This is a genomic window from Escherichia sp. TC-EC600-tetX4 (assembly GCF_019356055.1).
Classification (GTDB): domain Bacteria; phylum Pseudomonadota; class Gammaproteobacteria; order Enterobacterales; family Enterobacteriaceae.
Genome location: NZ_CP079924.1, coordinates 3,751,925 through 3,767,183, shown reverse-complemented (window position 1 = coordinate 3,767,183; position 15,259 = coordinate 3,751,925). Strand labels below are relative to the sequence as shown.

The following is a 15,259-nucleotide window of genomic DNA, read 5'->3' as shown; positions in this document are numbered from 1 at the left end:
GATTTATTATCAATTTAATCCTCTGTAATGGAGGATTTTATCGTTTCTTTTCACCTTTCCTCCTGTTTATTCTTATTACCCCGTGTTTATGTCTCTGGCTGCCAATTGCTTAAGCAAGATCGGACGGTTAATGTGTTTTACACATTTTTTCCGTCAAACAGTGAGGCAGGCCATGGAGATGTTGTCTGGAGCCGAGATGGTCGTCCGATCGCTTATCGATCAGGGCGTTAAACAAGTATTCGGTTATCCCGGAGGCGCAGTCCTTGATATTTATGATGCATTGCATACCGTGGGTGGTATTGATCATGTATTAGTTCGTCATGAGCAGGCGGCGGTGCATATGGCCGATGGCCTGGCGCGCGCGACCGGGGAAGTCGGCGTCGTGCTGGTAACGTCGGGTCCAGGGGCGACCAATGCGATTACTGGCATCGCCACCGCTTATATGGATTCCATTCCATTAGTTGTCCTTTCCGGGCAGGTAGCGACCTCGTTGATAGGTTACGATGCCTTTCAGGAGTGCGACATGGTGGGGATTTCGCGACCGGTGGTTAAACACAGTTTTCTGGTTAAGCAAACGGAAGACATTCCGCAGGTGCTGAAAAAGGCTTTCTGGCTGGCGGCAAGTGGTCGCCCAGGACCAGTAGTCGTTGATTTACCGAAAGATATTCTTAATCCGGCGAACAAATTACCCTATGTCTGGCCGGAGTCGGTCAGTATGCGTTCTTACAATCCCACTACTACCGGACATAAAGGGCAAATTAAGCGTGCTCTGCAAACGCTGGTAGCGGCAAAAAAACCGGTTGTCTACGTAGGCGGTGGGGCAATCACGGCGGGCTGCCATCAGCAGTTGAAAGAAACGGTGGAGGCGTTGAATCTGCCCGTTGTTTGCTCATTGATGGGGCTGGGGGCGTTTCCGGCAACGCATCGTCAGGCACTGGGCATGCTGGGAATGCACGGTACCTACGAAGCCAATATGACGATGCATAACGCGGATGTGATTTTCGCCGTCGGGGTACGATTTGATGACCGAACGACGAACAATCTGGCAAAGTACTGCCCAAATGCCACTGTTCTGCATATCGATATTGATCCTACTTCCATTTCTAAAACCGTGACTGCGGATATCCCGATTGTGGGGGATGCTCGCCAGGTCCTCGAACAAATGCTTGAACTCTTGTCGCAAGAATCCGCCCATCAACCACTGGATGAGATCCGCGACTGGTGGCAGCAAATTGAACAGTGGCGCGCTCGTCAGTGCCTGAAATATGACACTCACAGTGAAAAGATTAAACCGCAGGCGGTGATCGAGACTCTTTGGCGGTTGACGAAGGGAGACGCTTACGTGACGTCCGATGTCGGGCAGCACCAGATGTTTGCTGCACTTTATTATCCATTCGACAAACCGCGTCGCTGGATCAATTCCGGTGGCCTCGGCACGATGGGTTTTGGTTTACCTGCGGCACTGGGCGTCAAAATGGCGTTGCCAGAAGAAACCGTGGTTTGCGTCACTGGCGACGGCAGTATTCAGATGAACATCCAGGAACTGTCTACCGCGTTGCAATACGAGTTGCCCGTACTGGTGGTGAATCTCAATAACCGCTATCTGGGGATGGTGAAGCAGTGGCAGGACATGATCTATTCCGGCCGTCATTCACAATCTTATATGCAATCGCTACCCGATTTCGTCCGTCTGGCGGAAGCCTATGGGCATGTCGGGATCCAGATTTCTCATCCGCATGAGCTGGAAAGCAAACTTAGCGAGGCGCTGGAACAGGTGCGCAATAATCGCCTGGTGTTTGTTGATGTTACCGTCGATGGCAGCGAGCACGTCTACCCGATGCAGATTCGCGGGGGCGGAATGGATGAAATGTGGTTAAGCAAAACGGAGAGAACCTGATTATGCGCCGGATATTATCAGTCTTACTCGAAAATGAATCAGGCGCGTTATCCCGCGTGATTGGCCTTTTTTCCCAGCGTGGCTACAACATTGAAAGCCTGACCGTTGCGCCAACCGACGATCCGACATTATCGCGTATGACCATCCAGACCGTGGGCGATGAAAAAGTACTTGAGCAGATCGAAAAGCAATTACACAAACTGGTCGATGTCTTGCGCGTGAGTGAGTTGGGGCAGGGCGCGCATGTTGAGCGGGAAATCATGCTGGTGAAAATTCAGGCCAGCGGTTACGGGCGTGACGAAGTGAAACGTAATACGGAAATATTCCGTGGGCAAATTATCGATGTCACACCCTCGCTTTATACCGTTCAATTAGCAGGCACCAGCGGTAAGCTTGATGCATTTTTAGCATCGATTCGCGATGTGGCGAAAATTGTGGAGGTTGCTCGCTCTGGTGTGGTCGGACTTTCGCGCGGCGATAAAATAATGCGTTGAGAATGATCTCAATGCGCAATTTACAGCCCAACATGTCACGTTGGGCTTTTTTTGCGAAATCAGTGGGAACCTGGAATAAAAGCAGTTGCCGCAGTTAATTTTCTGCGCTTAGATGTTAATGAATTTAACCCATACCAGTACAATGGCTATGGTTTTTACATTTTACGCAAGGGGCAATTGTGAAACTGGATGAAATCGCTCGGCTGGCGGGAGTGTCGCGGACCACTGCAAGCTATGTTATTAACGGCAAAGCGAAGCAATACCGTGTGAGCGACAAAACCGTTGAAAAAGTCATGGCTGTGGTGCGTGAGCACAATTACCACCCGAACGCCGTGGCAGCTGGGCTTCGTGCTGGACGCACACGTTCTATTGGTCTTGTGATCCCCGATCTGGAGAACACCAGCTATACCCGCATCGCTAACTATCTTGAACGCCAGGCGCGGCAACGGGGTTATCAACTGCTGATTGCCTGCTCAGAAGATCAGCCAGACAACGAAATGCGGTGCATTGAGCACCTTTTACAGCGTCAGGTTGATGCCATTATTGTTTCGACGTCGTTGCCTCCTGAGCATCCTTTTTATCAACGCTGGGCTAACGACCCGTTCCCGATTGTCGCGCTGGACCGCGCCCTCGATCGTGAACACTTCACCAGCGTGGTTGGTGCCGATCAGGATGATGCCGAAATGCTGGCGGAAGAGTTACGTAAGTTTCCCGCCGAGACGGTGCTTTATCTTGGTGCGCTACCGGAGCTTTCTGTCAGCTTCCTGCGTGAACAAGGTTTCCGTACTGCCTGGAAAGATGATCCGCGCGAAGTGCATTTCCTGTATGCCAACAGCTATGAGCGGGAGGCGGCTGCCCAGTTATTCGAAAAATGGCTGGAAACGCATCCGATGCCGCAGGCGCTGTTCACAACGTCGTTTGCGTTGTTGCAAGGAGTGATGGATGTCACGCTGCGTCGCGACGGCAAACTGCCTTCTGACCTGGCAATTGCCACCTTTGGCGATAACGAACTGCTCGACTTCTTACAGTGTCCGGTGCTGGCAGTGGCTCAACGTCACCGCGATGTCGCAGAGCGTGTGCTGGAGATTGTCCTGGCAAGCCTGGACGAACCGCGTAAGCCAAAACCTGGTTTAACGCGCATTAAACGTAATCTCTATCGCCGCGGCGTGCTCAGCCGTAGCTAAGCCGCGAACAAAAATACGCGCCAGGTGAATTTCCCTCTGGCGCGTAGAGTACGGGACTGGACATCAATATGCTTAAAGTAAATAAGACTATTCCTGACTATTATTGATAAATGCTTTTAAACCCGCCCGTTAATTAACTCACCAGCTGAAATTCACAATAATTAAGTGATATCGACAGCGCGTTTTTGCATTATTTTGTTACATGCGGCGATGAATTGCCGATTTAACAAACACTTTTCTTTGCTTTTGCGCAAACCCGCTGGCATCAAGCGCCACACAGACGTAACAAGGACTGTTAACCGGGGAAGATATGTCCTAAAATGCCGCTCGCGTCGCAAACTGACACTTTATATTTGCTGTGGAAAATAGTGAGTCATTTTAAAACGGTGATGACGATGAGGGATTTTTTCTTACAGCTATTCATAACGTTAATTTGCTTCGCACGTTGGACGTAAAATAAACAACGCTGATATTAGCCGTAAACATCGGGTTTTTTACCTCGGTATGCCTTGTGACTGGCTTGACAAGCTTTTCCTCAGCTCCGTAAACTCCTTTCAGTGGGAAATTGTGGGGCAAAGTGGGAATAAGGGGTGAGGCTGGCATGTTCCGGGGAGCAACGTTAGTCAATCTCGACAGCAAAGGGCGCTTATCAGTGCCTACCCGTTATCGGGAACAGCTGCTTGAGAACGCTGCCGGTCAAATGGTTTGCACCATTGACATTTATCACCCGTGCCTGCTGCTTTACCCCCTGCCTGAATGGGAAATTATCGAGCAAAAATTATCGCGTCTGTCGAGCATGAACCCGGTTGAGCGCCGTGTGCAGCGCCTACTGTTAGGTCATGCCAGCGAATGTCAGATGGATGGCGCAGGTCGATTGTTAATCGCGCCAGTACTGCGGCAACATGCCGGGCTGACAAAAGAAGTGATGCTGGTTGGACAGTTCAACAAGTTTGAGCTGTGGGATGAAACAACCTGGCATCAACAGGTCAAGGAAGATATCGACGCAGAGCAGTTGGCTACCGGAGACTTATCGGAGCGACTGCAGGACTTGTCTCTATAAAATGATGGAAAACTATAAACATACTACGGTGCTGCTGGATGAAGCCGTTAATGGCCTCAATATCCGTCCTGATGGCATCTACATTGATGGGACTTTTGGTCGCGGTGGTCACTCACGTCTGATCCTCTCGCAGCTTGGCGAAGAGGGGCGTTTGCTGGCGATCGATCGCGACCCGCAGGCTATCGCCGTTGCGAAGACTATTGATGATCCGCGCTTCTCCATCATCCACGGACCTTTCTCCGCGCTGGGCGAATACGTTGCCGAGCGCGATCTTATCGGCAAGATCGACGGCATTCTCCTCGATCTTGGCGTCTCTTCACCGCAACTTGATGATGCTGAACGTGGCTTTTCCTTTATGCGCGATGGTCCGCTGGACATGCGTATGGACCCAACCCGTGGGCAGTCAGCCGCTGAATGGCTACAAACCGCAGAAGAAGCCGATATCGCCTGGGTATTGAAAACCTATGGTGAAGAGCGTTTTGCCAAACGCATTGCCCGCGCCATTGTCGAGCGTAACCGCGAACAGCCGATGACCCGCACCAAAGAACTGGCGGAAGTCGTGGCTGCTGCAACGCCGGTGAAAGATAAGTTTAAACATCCCGCGACCCGTACCTTCCAGGCGGTGCGCATTTGGGTAAACAGTGAACTGGAGGAGATAGAGCAGGCGCTAAAAAGCTCGCTCAACGTGCTGGCCCCGGGTGGGCGGCTTTCGATCATCAGCTTCCACTCGCTGGAAGACCGTATTGTGAAACGTTTTATGCGTGAAAACAGCCGCGGTCCGCAAGTTCCGGCAGGGTTACCGATGACTGAAGAGCAGCTCAAAAAACTGGGTGGCCGTCAGCTGCGAGCACTAGGCAAGTTAATGCCGGGCGAAGAAGAGGTGGCTGAGAACCCTCGTGCCCGTAGTTCAGTTCTGCGTATTGCAGAGAGGACGAATGCATGATCAGCAGAGTGACAGAAGCTCTAAGCAAAGTTAAAGGATCGATGGGAAGCCACGAGCGCCATGCATTGCCTGGTGTTATCGGTGACGATCTTTTGCGATTTGGGAAGCTGCCACTCTGCCTGTTCATTTGCATTATTTTGACGGCGGTGACTGTGGTAACCACGGCGCACCATACCCGTTTACTGACCGCTCAGCGCGAACAACTGGTGCTGGAGCGAGATGCTTTAGACATTGAATGGCGCAACCTGATCCTTGAAGAGAATGCGCTCGGCGACCATAGCCGGGTGGAAAGGATCGCCACGGAAAAGCTGCAAATGCAGCATGTTGATCCGTCACAAGAAAATATCGTAGTGCAAAAATAAGGATAAACGCGACGCATGAAAGCAGCGGCGAAAACGCAGAAACCAAAACGTCAGGAAGAACATGCCAACTTTATCAGTTGGCGTTTTGCGTTGTTATGCGGCTGTATTCTCCTGGCGCTGGCTTTTCTGCTCGGACGCGTAGCGTGGTTACAAGTTATCTCCCCGGATATGCTGGTGAAAGAGGGCGACATGCGTTCTCTTCGCGTTCAGCAAGTTTCCACCTCCCGCGGCATGATTACTGACCGTTCTGGTCGCCCGTTAGCGGTGAGCGTGCCGGTAAAAGCGATTTGGGCTGACCCGAAAGAAGTGCATGACGCTGGCGGTATCAGCGTCGGTGACCGCTGGAAGGCGCTGGCTAACGCGCTCAATATTCCGCTGGATCAGCTTTCAGCCCGCATTAACGCCAACCCGAAAGGGCGCTTTATTTATCTGGCGCGTCAGGTGAACCCTGACATGGCGGACTACATCAAAAAACTGAAACTGCCGGGGATTCATCTGCGTGAAGAGTCTCGCCGTTACTATCCGTCCGGCGAAGTGACTGCTCACCTCATCGGCTTTACTAACGTCGATAGTCAAGGGATTGAGGGCGTTGAGAAGAGTTTCGATAAATGGCTTACCGGGCAGCCGGGTGAGCGCATTGTGCGTAAAGACCGCTATGGTCGCGTAATTGAAGATATTTCTTCTACTGACAGCCAGGCAGCGCACAACCTGGCGCTGAGTATTGATGAACGCCTGCAGGCGCTGGTTTATCGCGAACTGAACAACGCGGTGGCCTTTAACAAGGCTGAATCTGGTAGCGCCGTGCTGGTGGATGTCAACACCGGTGAAGTGCTGGCGATGGCTAACAGCCCGTCATACAACCCTAACAATCTGAGCGGCACGCCGAAAGAGGCGATGCGTAACCGTACCATCACCGACGTGTTTGAACCGGGCTCAACGGTTAAACCGATGGTGGTAATGACCGCGTTGCAACGTGGCGTGGTGCGGGAAAACTCGGTACTCAATACCATTCCTTATCGAATTAACGGCCACGAAATCAAAGACGTGGCACGCTACAGCGAATTAACCCTGACCGGGGTATTACAGAAGTCGAGTAACGTCGGTGTTTCCAAGCTGGCGTTAGCGATGCCGTCCTCAGCGTTAGTAGATACTTACTCACGTTTTGGACTGGGAAAAGCGACCAATTTGGGGTTGGTCGGAGAACGCAGTGGCTTATATCCTCAAAAACAACGGTGGTCTGACATAGAGAGGGCCACCTTCTCTTTCGGCTACGGGCTAATGGTAACACCATTACAGTTAGCGCGAGTCTACGCAACTATCGGCAGCTACGGCATTTATCGCCCACTGTCGATTACCAAAGTTGACCCCCCGGTTCCCGGTGAACGTGTCTTCCCGGAATCCATTGTCCGCACTGTGGTGCATATGATGGAAAGCGTGGCGCTACCAGGCGGCGGCGGCGTGAAGGCGGCGATTAAAGGCTATCGTATCGCCATTAAAACCGGTACCGCGAAAAAGGTCGGGCCGGACGGTCGCTACATCAATAAATATATTGCTTATACCGCAGGCGTTGCGCCTGCGAGTCAGCCGCGCTTCGCGCTGGTTGTTGTTATCAACGATCCGCAGGCGGGTAAATACTACGGCGGCGCCGTTTCCGCGCCGGTCTTTGGTGCCATCATGGGCGGCGTATTGCGTACCATGAACATCGAGCCGGATGCGCTGACAACGGGCGATAAAAATGAATTTGTGATTAATCAAGGCGAGGGGACAGGTGGCAGATCGTAATTTGCGCGACCTTCTTGCTCCGTGGGTGCCAGACGCACCTTCGCGAGCACTGCGAGAGATGACACTCGACAGCCGTGTGGCTGCGGCGGGCGATCTCTTTGTAGCTGTAGTAGGTCATCAGGCGGACGGGCGTCGATATATCCCGCAGGCGATAGCGCAAGGTGTGGCTGCCATTATTGCAGAGGCGAAAGATGAGGCGACCGATGGTGAAATCCGTGAAATGCACGGCGTACCGGTCATCTATCTCAGCCAGCTCAACGAGCGTTTATCTGCACTGGCGGGCCGCTTTTACCATGAACCCTCTGACAATTTACGTCTCGTGGGCGTAACGGGCACCAACGGCAAAACCACGACTACCCAGCTGTTGGCGCAGTGGAGCCAACTGCTTGGCGAAATCAGCGCGGTAATGGGCACCGTTGGTAACGGCCTGCTGGGGAAAGTGATCCCGACAGAAAATACAACCGGTTCGGCAGTCGATGTTCAGCATGAGCTGGCGGGGCTGGTGGATCAGGGCGCGACGTTTTGCGCAATGGAAGTTTCCTCCCACGGGCTGGTACAGCACCGTGTGGCGGCATTGAAATTTGCGGCGTCGGTCTTTACCAACTTAAGCCGCGATCACCTTGATTATCATGGTGATATGGAACACTACGAAGCCGCGAAATGGCTGCTTTATTCTGAGCATCATTGCGGTCAGGCGATTATTAACGCCGACGATGAAGTGGGCCGCCGCTGGCTGGCAAAACTGCCGGACGCGGTTGCGGTATCAATGGAAGATCATATTAATCCGAACTGTCACGGACGCTGGTTGAAAGCGACCGAAGTGAACTATCACGACAGCGGTGCGACGATTCGCTTTAGCTCAAGTTGGGGCGATGGCGAAATTGAAAGCCATCTGATGGGCGCTTTTAACGTCAGCAACCTGCTGCTCGCGCTGGCGACACTGTTGGCACTCGGCTATCCACTGGCTGATCTGCTGAAAACCGCCGCGCGTCTGCAACCGGTTTGCGGACGTATGGAAGTGTTCACTGCGCCAGGCAAACCGACGGTGGTGGTGGATTACGCGCATACGCCGGATGCACTGGAAAAAGCCTTACAGGCGGCGCGTCTGCACTGTGCGGGCAAGCTGTGGTGTGTCTTTGGCTGTGGTGGCGATCGCGATAAAGGTAAGCGTCCACTGATGGGCGCAATTGCCGAAGAGTTTGCTGACGTGGCGGTGGTGACGGACGATAACCCGCGTACCGAAGAACCGCGTGCCATCATCAACGATATTCTGGCGGGAATGTTAGATGCCGGACATGCCAAAGTGATGGAAGGCCGTGCTGAAGCGGTGACTTGCGCCGTTATGCAGGCTAAAGAGAATGATGTGGTACTGGTCGCGGGCAAAGGCCATGAAGATTACCAGATTGTTGGCAATCAGCGTCTGGACTACTCCGATCGCGTCACGGTGGCGCGTCTGCTGGGGGTGATTGCATGATTAGCGTAACCCTTAGCCAACTTACCGACATTCTCAACGGTGAACTGCAAGGTGCAGATATCACCCTTGATGCTGTAACCACTGATACCCGAAAACTGACGCCGGGCTGCCTGTTTGTTGCCCTGAAAGGCGAACGTTTTGATGCCCACGATTTTGCCGACCAGGCGAAAGCTGGCGGCGCAGGCGCACTACTGGTTAGCCGTCCGCTGGACATCGACCTGCCGCAGTTAATCGTCAAGGATACGCGTCTGGCGTTTGGTGAACTGGCTGCATGGGTTCGCCAGCAAGTTCCGGCGCGCGTGGTTGCTCTGACGGGGTCCTCCGGCAAAACCTCCGTTAAAGAGATGACGGCGGCGATTTTAAGCCAGTGCGGCAACACGCTTTATACGGCAGGCAATCTCAACAACGACATCGGTGTACCGATGACGCTGTTGCGCTTAACGCCGGAATACGATTACGCAGTTATTGAACTTGGCGCGAACCATCAGGGCGAAATAGCCTGGACTGTGAGTCTGACTCGCCCGGAAGCTGCGCTGGTCAACAACCTGGCAGCGGCGCATCTGGAAGGTTTTGGCTCGCTTGCGGGTGTCGCGAAAGCGAAAGGTGAAATCTTTAGCGGCCTGCCGGAAAACGGTATCGCCATTATGAACGCCGACAACAACGACTGGCTGAACTGGCAGAGCGTAATTGGCTCACGCAAAGTGTGGCGTTTCTCACCCAATGCCGCCAACAGCGATTTCACCGCCACCAATATCCATGTGACCTCGCACGGTACGGAATTTACCCTACAAACCCCAACCGGTAGCGTCGATGTTCTGCTGCCGTTGCCGGGGCGTCACAATATTGCGAATGCGCTGGCAGCCGCTGCGCTCTCCATGTCCGTGGGCGCAACGCTTGATGCTATCAAAGCGGGGCTGGCAAATCTGAAAGCTGTTCCAGGCCGTCTGTTCCCCATCCAACTGGCAGAAAACCAGTTGCTGCTCGACGACTCCTACAACGCCAATGTCGGTTCAATGACTGCAGCAGTCCAGGTACTGGCTGAAATGCCGGGCTACCGCGTGCTGGTGGTGGGCGATATGGCGGAACTGGGCGCTGAAAGCGAAGCCTGCCATGTACAGGTGGGCGAGGCGGCAAAAGCTGCTGGTATTGACCGCGTGTTAAGCGTGGGTAAACAAAGCCATGCTATCAGCACCGCCAGCGGCGTTGGCGAACATTTTGCTGATAAAACTGCGTTAATTACGCGTCTTAAATTACTGATTGCTGAGCAACAGGTAATTACGATTTTAGTTAAGGGTTCACGTAGTGCCGCCATGGAAGAGGTAGTACGCGCTTTACAGGAGAATGGGACATGTTAGTTTGGCTGGCCGAACATTTGGTCAAATATTATTCCGGCTTTAACGTCTTTTCCTATCTGACGTTTCGCGCCATCGTCAGCCTGCTGACCGCGCTGTTCATCTCATTGTGGATGGGCCCGCGTATGATTGCTCATTTGCAAAAACTTTCCTTTGGTCAGGTGGTGCGTAACGACGGTCCTGAATCACACTTCAGCAAGCGCGGTACGCCGACCATGGGCGGGATTATGATCCTGACGGCGATTGTGATCTCCGTACTGCTGTGGGCTTACCCGTCCAATCCGTACGTCTGGTGCGTGTTGGTGGTGCTGGTAGGTTACGGTGTTATTGGCTTTGTTGATGATTATCGCAAAGTGGTGCGTAAAGACACCAAAGGGTTGATCGCTCGTTGGAAGTATTTCTGGATGTCGGTCATTGCGCTGGGTGTCGCCTTCGCCCTGTACCTTGCCGGCAAAGACACGCCCGCAACGCAGCTGGTGGTCCCATTCTTTAAAGATGTGATGCCGCAGCTGGGGCTGTTCTACATTCTGCTGGCTTACTTCGTCATTGTGGGTACTGGCAACGCGGTAAACCTGACCGATGGTCTCGACGGCCTGGCAATTATGCCGACCGTATTTGTCGCCGGTGGTTTTGCGCTGGTGGCGTGGGCGACCGGCAATATGAACTTTGCCAGCTACTTGCATATACCGTATCTGCGACACGCCGGGGAACTGGTTATTGTCTGTACCGCGATAGTCGGGGCAGGACTGGGCTTCCTGTGGTTTAACACCTATCCGGCGCAGGTCTTTATGGGCGATGTAGGTTCGCTGGCGTTAGGTGGTGCGTTAGGCATTATCGCCGTACTGCTACGTCAGGAATTCCTGCTGGTGATTATGGGGGGCGTGTTCGTGGTAGAAACGCTTTCTGTCATCCTGCAGGTCGGCTCCTTTAAACTGCGCGGACAACGTATTTTCCGCATGGCACCGATTCATCACCACTATGAACTGAAAGGCTGGCCGGAACCGCGCGTCATTGTGCGTTTCTGGATTATTTCGCTGATGCTGGTTCTGATTGGTCTGGCAACGCTGAAGGTACGTTAATCATGGCTGATTATCAGGGTAAAAATGTCGTCATTATCGGCCTGGGCCTCACCGGGCTTTCCTGCGTGGACTTTTTCCTCGCTCGCGGTGTGACGCCGCGCGTTATGGATACGCGTATGACACCGCCTGGCCTGGATAAATTACCCGAAGCCGTAGAACGCCACACGGGCAGTCTGAATGATGAATGGCTGATGGCGGCAGATCTGATTGTCGCCAGTCCCGGTATTGCACTGGCGCATCCATCCTTAAGCGCTGCCGCTGATGCCGGAATCGAAATCGTTGGCGATATCGAGCTGTTCTGTCGCGAAGCACAAGCACCGATTGTGGCGATTACCGGTTCTAACGGCAAAAGCACGGTCACCACGCTAGTGGGTGAAATGGCGAAAGCGGCGGGGGTTAACGTTGGTGTGGGTGGCAATATTGGCCTGCCTGCGTTGATGCTACTGGATGATGAGTGTGAACTGTACGTGCTGGAACTGTCGAGCTTCCAGCTGGAAACCACCTCCAGCTTACAGGCGGTAGCAGCGACCATTCTGAACGTGACTGAAGATCATATGGATCGCTATCCGTTTGGTTTACAACAGTATCGTGCAGCAAAACTGCGCATTTACGAAAACGCGAAAGTTTGCGTGGTTAATGCTGATGATGCCTTAACAATGCCGATTCGCGGTGCGGATGAACGCTGCGTCAGCTTTGGCGTCAACATGGGTGACTATCACCTGAATCATCAGCAGGGCGAAACCTGGCTGCGGGTTAAAGGCGAGAAAGTGCTGAATGTGAAAGAGATGAAACTTTCCGGGCAGCATAACTACACCAATGCGCTGGCGGCGCTGGCGCTGGCAGATGCTGCAGGGTTACCGCGTGCCAGCAGCCTGAAAGCGTTAACCACATTCACTGGTCTGCCGCATCGCTTTGAAGTTGTGCTGGAGCATAACGGCGTACGTTGGATTAACGATTCGAAAGCGACCAACGTCGGCAGTACGGAAGCGGCGCTGAATGGCCTGCACGTAGACGGCACACTGCATTTGTTGCTGGGTGGCGATGGTAAATCGGCGGACTTTAGCCCACTGGCGCGTTACCTGAATGGCGATAACGTACGTCTGTATTGTTTCGGTCGTGACGGCGCGCAGCTGGCGGCGCTACGCCCGGAAGTGGCAGAACAAACCGAAACTATGGAACAGGCGATGCGCTTGCTGGCTCCGCGTGTTCAGCCGGGCGATATGGTTCTGCTCTCCCCAGCCTGTGCCAGCCTTGATCAGTTCAAGAACTTTGAACAACGAGGCAATGAGTTTGCCCGTCTGGCGAAGGAGTTAGGTTGATGCGTTTATCTCTCCCTCGCCTGAAAATGCCGCGCCTGCCAGGATTCAGTATCCTGGTCTGGATCTCCACGGCGCTAAAGGGCTGGGTGATGGGCTCGCGGGAAAAAGATACCGACAGCCTGATCATGTACGATCGCACCTTACTGTGGCTGACCTTCGGCCTCGCGGCGATTGGCTTTATCATGGTGACCTCGGCGTCAATGCCCATAGGGCAACGCTTAACCAACGATCCGTTCTTCTTCGCGAAGCGTGATGGTGTCTATCTGATTTTGGCGTTTATTCTGGCGATCATTACGCTGCGTCTGCCGATGGAGTTCTGGCAACGCTACAGTGCCACGATGCTGCTCGGATCTATCATCCTGCTGATGATCGTCCTGGTAGTGGGTAGCTCGGTTAAAGGGGCATCGCGTTGGATCGATCTCGGTTTGCTGCGTATCCAGCCTGCGGAGCTGACAAAACTGTCGCTGTTTTGCTATATCGCCAACTATCTGGTGCGTAAAGGCGACGAAGTACGTAATAACCTGCGCGGCTTCCTGAAACCGATGGGCGTGATTCTGGTGTTGGCAGTGTTACTGCTGGCACAGCCAGACCTTGGTACGGTGGTGGTGTTGTTTGTGACTACGCTGGCGATGTTGTTCCTGGCGGGAGCGAAATTGTGGCAGTTCATTGCCATTATCGGTATGGGCATTTCAGCGGTTGTGTTGCTGATACTCGCCGAACCGTACCGTATCCGCCGTGTTACCGCATTCTGGAACCCGTGGGAAGATCCCTTTGGCAGCGGCTATCAGTTAACGCAATCGCTGATGGCGTTTGGTCGCGGCGAACTTTGGGGGCAAGGTTTAGGTAACTCGGTACAAAAACTGGAGTATCTGCCGGAAGCGCACACTGACTTTATTTTCGCCATTATCGGCGAAGAACTGGGGTATGTCGGTGTGGTGCTGGCACTTTTAATGGTATTCTTCGTCGCTTTTCGCGCGATGTCGATTGGCCGTAAAGCATTAGAAATTGACCACCGTTTTTCCGGTTTTCTCGCCTGTTCTATTGGCATCTGGTTTAGCTTCCAGGCGCTGGTTAACGTAGGCGCGGCGGCGGGGATGTTACCGACCAAAGGTCTGACATTGCCGCTGATCAGTTACGGTGGTTCGAGCTTACTGATTATGTCGACAGCCATCATGATGCTGTTGCGTATTGATTATGAAACGCGTCTGGAGAAAGCGCAGGCGTTTGTACGAGGTTCACGATGAGTGGTCAAGGAAAGCGATTAATGGTGATGGCAGGCGGAACCGGTGGACATGTATTCCCGGGACTGGCGGTTGCGCACCATCTAATGGCTCAGGGTTGGCAAGTTCGCTGGCTGGGGACTGCCGACCGTATGGAAGCGGACTTAGTGCCAAAACATGGCATCGAAATTGATTTCATTCGTATCTCTGGTCTGCGTGGAAAAGGTATAAAAGCACTGATAGCTGCCCCGCTGCGTATCTTCAACGCCTGGCGTCAGGCGCGGGCGATTATGAAAGCGTACAAACCTGACGTGGTGCTCGGTATGGGAGGCTACGTGTCAGGTCCAGGTGGTCTGGCCGCGTGGTCGTTAGGCATTCCGGTTGTACTTCATGAACAAAACGGTATTGCGGGCTTAACCAATAAATGGCTGGCGAAGATTGCCACCAAAGTGATGCAGGCGTTTCCAGGTGCTTTCCCTAATGCGGAAGTAGTGGGTAACCCGGTGCGTACCGATGTGTTGGCGCTGCCGTTGCCGCAGCAACGTTTGGCTGGACGTGAAGGTCCGGTTCGTGTGCTGGTAGTGGGTGGTTCTCAGGGCGCACGCATTCTTAACCAGACAATGCCGCAGGTTGCTGCGAAACTGGGTGATTCAGTCACTATCTGGCATCAGAGCGGCAAAGGTTCGCAACAATCCGTTGAACAGGCGTATGCCGAAGCGGGGCAACCGCAGCATAAAGTGACGGAATTTATTGATGATATGGCGGCGGCGTATGCGTGGGCGGATGTCGTCGTTTGCCGCTCCGGTGCGTTAACGGTGAGTGAAATCGCCGCGGCAGGACTACCGGCGTTGTTTGTGCCGTTTCAACATAAAGACCGCCAGCAATACTGGAATGCGCTACCGCTGGAAAAAGCGGGCGCAGCCAAAATTATCGAGCAGCCACAGCTTAGCGTGGATGCTGTCGCCAACACCCTGGCCGGGTGGTCGCGAGAAACCTTATTAACCATGGCAGAACGCGCCCGCGCTGCATCCATTCCGGATGCCACCGAGCGAGTGGCAAATGAAGTGAGCCGGGTTGCCCGGGCGTAATTGTA

The 15,259-nt window shown here is 53.4% G+C and carries 15 protein-coding genes; 14 read left to right on the top strand and 1 reads right to left on the bottom strand.

The window, feature by feature from the left end; translation table 11 throughout:
- Positions 1-9 precede the first annotated feature (9 nt).
- The gene (locus tag KXD89_RS18310) at positions 10-54 is read right to left on the bottom strand and encodes a protein YabR (protein WP_120795371.1); all 45 of its coding nucleotides are present in this window, start codon (positions 52-54) and stop codon (positions 10-12) included.
- A gap of 118 nt (positions 55-172) precedes the next feature.
- Here KXD89_RS18310 and ilvI point away from each other — a divergent pair, with 118 nt between their 5' ends.
- The 14 genes from ilvI (at position 173) to murG (ending at position 15,254) form a co-directional block, all read left to right on the top strand.
- Positions 173-1,897: an acetolactate synthase 3 large subunit gene (gene ilvI / locus KXD89_RS18305; RefSeq protein WP_001295534.1), complete on the top strand. Its 1,725-nt coding sequence runs from the start codon at positions 173-175 to the stop codon at positions 1,895-1,897.
- Positions 1,898-1,899: 2 nt separating this feature from the next.
- A complete protein-coding gene (gene ilvN / locus KXD89_RS18300) occupies positions 1,900-2,391 on the top strand; it encodes an acetolactate synthase small subunit (protein ID WP_001300383.1) in 492 nt (163 codons plus the stop codon).
- Between the two features lie 11 nt (positions 2,392-2,402).
- A complete protein-coding gene (locus KXD89_RS18295) occupies positions 2,403-2,489 on the top strand; it encodes a fruR/shl operon leader peptide (RefSeq protein ID WP_001303787.1) in 87 nt (28 codons plus the stop codon).
- An 81-nt stretch (positions 2,490-2,570) separates the two neighbouring features.
- A complete protein-coding gene (cra, locus tag KXD89_RS18290; RefSeq protein ID WP_000762401.1) occupies positions 2,571-3,575 on the top strand; it encodes a catabolite repressor/activator in 1,005 nt (334 codons plus the stop codon).
- Positions 3,576-4,176: 601 nt separating this feature from the next.
- Complete coding sequence (mraZ, locus tag KXD89_RS18285; protein ID WP_001295533.1) at positions 4,177-4,635, top strand: division/cell wall cluster transcriptional repressor MraZ; 459 nt, start codon at positions 4,177-4,179, stop codon at positions 4,633-4,635.
- A 1-nt stretch (position 4,636) separates the two neighbouring features.
- Positions 4,637-5,578 carry a 16S rRNA (cytosine(1402)-N(4))-methyltransferase RsmH gene (gene rsmH / locus KXD89_RS18280; RefSeq protein ID WP_000970479.1) on the top strand — a complete coding sequence of 314 codons (942 nt, stop codon included), beginning with the start codon at positions 4,637-4,639 and terminating at the stop codon, positions 5,576-5,578.
- Positions 5,575-5,940 carry a cell division protein FtsL gene (gene ftsL, locus KXD89_RS18275; protein WP_000625658.1) on the top strand — a complete coding sequence of 122 codons (366 nt, stop codon included), beginning with the start codon at positions 5,575-5,577 and terminating at the stop codon, positions 5,938-5,940. Before rsmH ends, ftsL begins: the two co-directional genes overlap by 4 nt.
- 15 nt (positions 5,941-5,955) lie before the next feature.
- Positions 5,956-7,722, top strand: a complete 1,767-nt coding sequence (gene ftsI, locus KXD89_RS18270) for a peptidoglycan glycosyltransferase FtsI (RefSeq protein ID WP_000642196.1) — start codon at positions 5,956-5,958, stop codon at positions 7,720-7,722.
- Positions 7,709-9,196, top strand: a complete 1,488-nt coding sequence (gene murE, locus KXD89_RS18265; protein WP_000775093.1) for a UDP-N-acetylmuramoyl-L-alanyl-D-glutamate--2,6-diaminopimelate ligase — start codon at positions 7,709-7,711, stop codon at positions 9,194-9,196. Before ftsI ends, murE begins: the two co-directional genes overlap by 14 nt.
- Entirely contained in the window at positions 9,193-10,551 is a 1,359-nt protein-coding gene (murF, locus tag KXD89_RS18260) for a UDP-N-acetylmuramoyl-tripeptide--D-alanyl-D-alanine ligase (RefSeq protein ID WP_000626685.1), read from the top strand. The genes murE and murF overlap by 4 nt, the downstream gene beginning before the upstream one ends.
- Positions 10,545-11,627, top strand: coding sequence for a phospho-N-acetylmuramoyl-pentapeptide-transferase (gene mraY / locus KXD89_RS18255; RefSeq protein WP_000964131.1), 1,083 nt, complete (start codon positions 10,545-10,547; stop codon positions 11,625-11,627). Before murF ends, mraY begins: the two co-directional genes overlap by 7 nt.
- Before the next feature lie 2 nt (positions 11,628-11,629).
- Positions 11,630-12,946: a UDP-N-acetylmuramoyl-L-alanine--D-glutamate ligase gene (murD, locus tag KXD89_RS18250; protein WP_000796481.1), complete on the top strand. Its 1,317-nt coding sequence runs from the start codon at positions 11,630-11,632 to the stop codon at positions 12,944-12,946.
- Positions 12,946-14,190, top strand: coding sequence for a cell division protein FtsW (ftsW, locus tag KXD89_RS18245; protein ID WP_001295532.1), 1,245 nt, complete (start codon positions 12,946-12,948; stop codon positions 14,188-14,190). Before murD ends, ftsW begins: the two co-directional genes overlap by 1 nt.
- Positions 14,187-15,254, top strand: coding sequence for an undecaprenyldiphospho-muramoylpentapeptide beta-N-acetylglucosaminyltransferase (gene murG, locus KXD89_RS18240; protein WP_000016560.1), 1,068 nt, complete (start codon positions 14,187-14,189; stop codon positions 15,252-15,254). Before ftsW ends, murG begins: the two co-directional genes overlap by 4 nt.
- Positions 15,255-15,259: the final 5 nt, after the last annotated feature.

Bases quoted from the DNA above. Each gene is read 5' to 3' on its own strand.
- mraY (WP_000964131.1), top strand. From the start codon at position 10,545: ATGTTAGTTTGGCTGGCCGAACATTTGGTCAAATATTATTCCGGCTTT.
- ilvI (WP_001295534.1), top strand. From the start codon at position 173: ATGGAGATGTTGTCTGGAGCCGAGATGGTCGTCCGATCGCTTATCGAT.
- ftsL (WP_000625658.1), top strand. From the start codon at position 5,575: ATGATCAGCAGAGTGACAGAAGCTCTAAGCAAAGTTAAAGGATCGATG.
- murF (WP_000626685.1), top strand. From the start codon at position 9,193: ATGATTAGCGTAACCCTTAGCCAACTTACCGACATTCTCAACGGTGAA.
- rsmH (WP_000970479.1), top strand. From the start codon at position 4,637: ATGATGGAAAACTATAAACATACTACGGTGCTGCTGGATGAAGCCGTT.
- ilvN (WP_001300383.1), top strand. From the start codon at position 1,900: ATGCGCCGGATATTATCAGTCTTACTCGAAAATGAATCAGGCGCGTTA.
- ftsI (WP_000642196.1), top strand. From the start codon at position 5,956: ATGAAAGCAGCGGCGAAAACGCAGAAACCAAAACGTCAGGAAGAACAT.
- ftsW (WP_001295532.1), top strand. From the start codon at position 12,946: ATGCGTTTATCTCTCCCTCGCCTGAAAATGCCGCGCCTGCCAGGATTC.
- murG (WP_000016560.1), top strand. From the start codon at position 14,187: ATGAGTGGTCAAGGAAAGCGATTAATGGTGATGGCAGGCGGAACCGGT.
- KXD89_RS18295 (WP_001303787.1), top strand. From the start codon at position 2,403: ATGCGCAATTTACAGCCCAACATGTCACGTTGGGCTTTTTTTGCGAAA.
- mraZ (WP_001295533.1), top strand. From the start codon at position 4,177: ATGTTCCGGGGAGCAACGTTAGTCAATCTCGACAGCAAAGGGCGCTTA.
- murD (WP_000796481.1), top strand. From the start codon at position 11,630: ATGGCTGATTATCAGGGTAAAAATGTCGTCATTATCGGCCTGGGCCTC.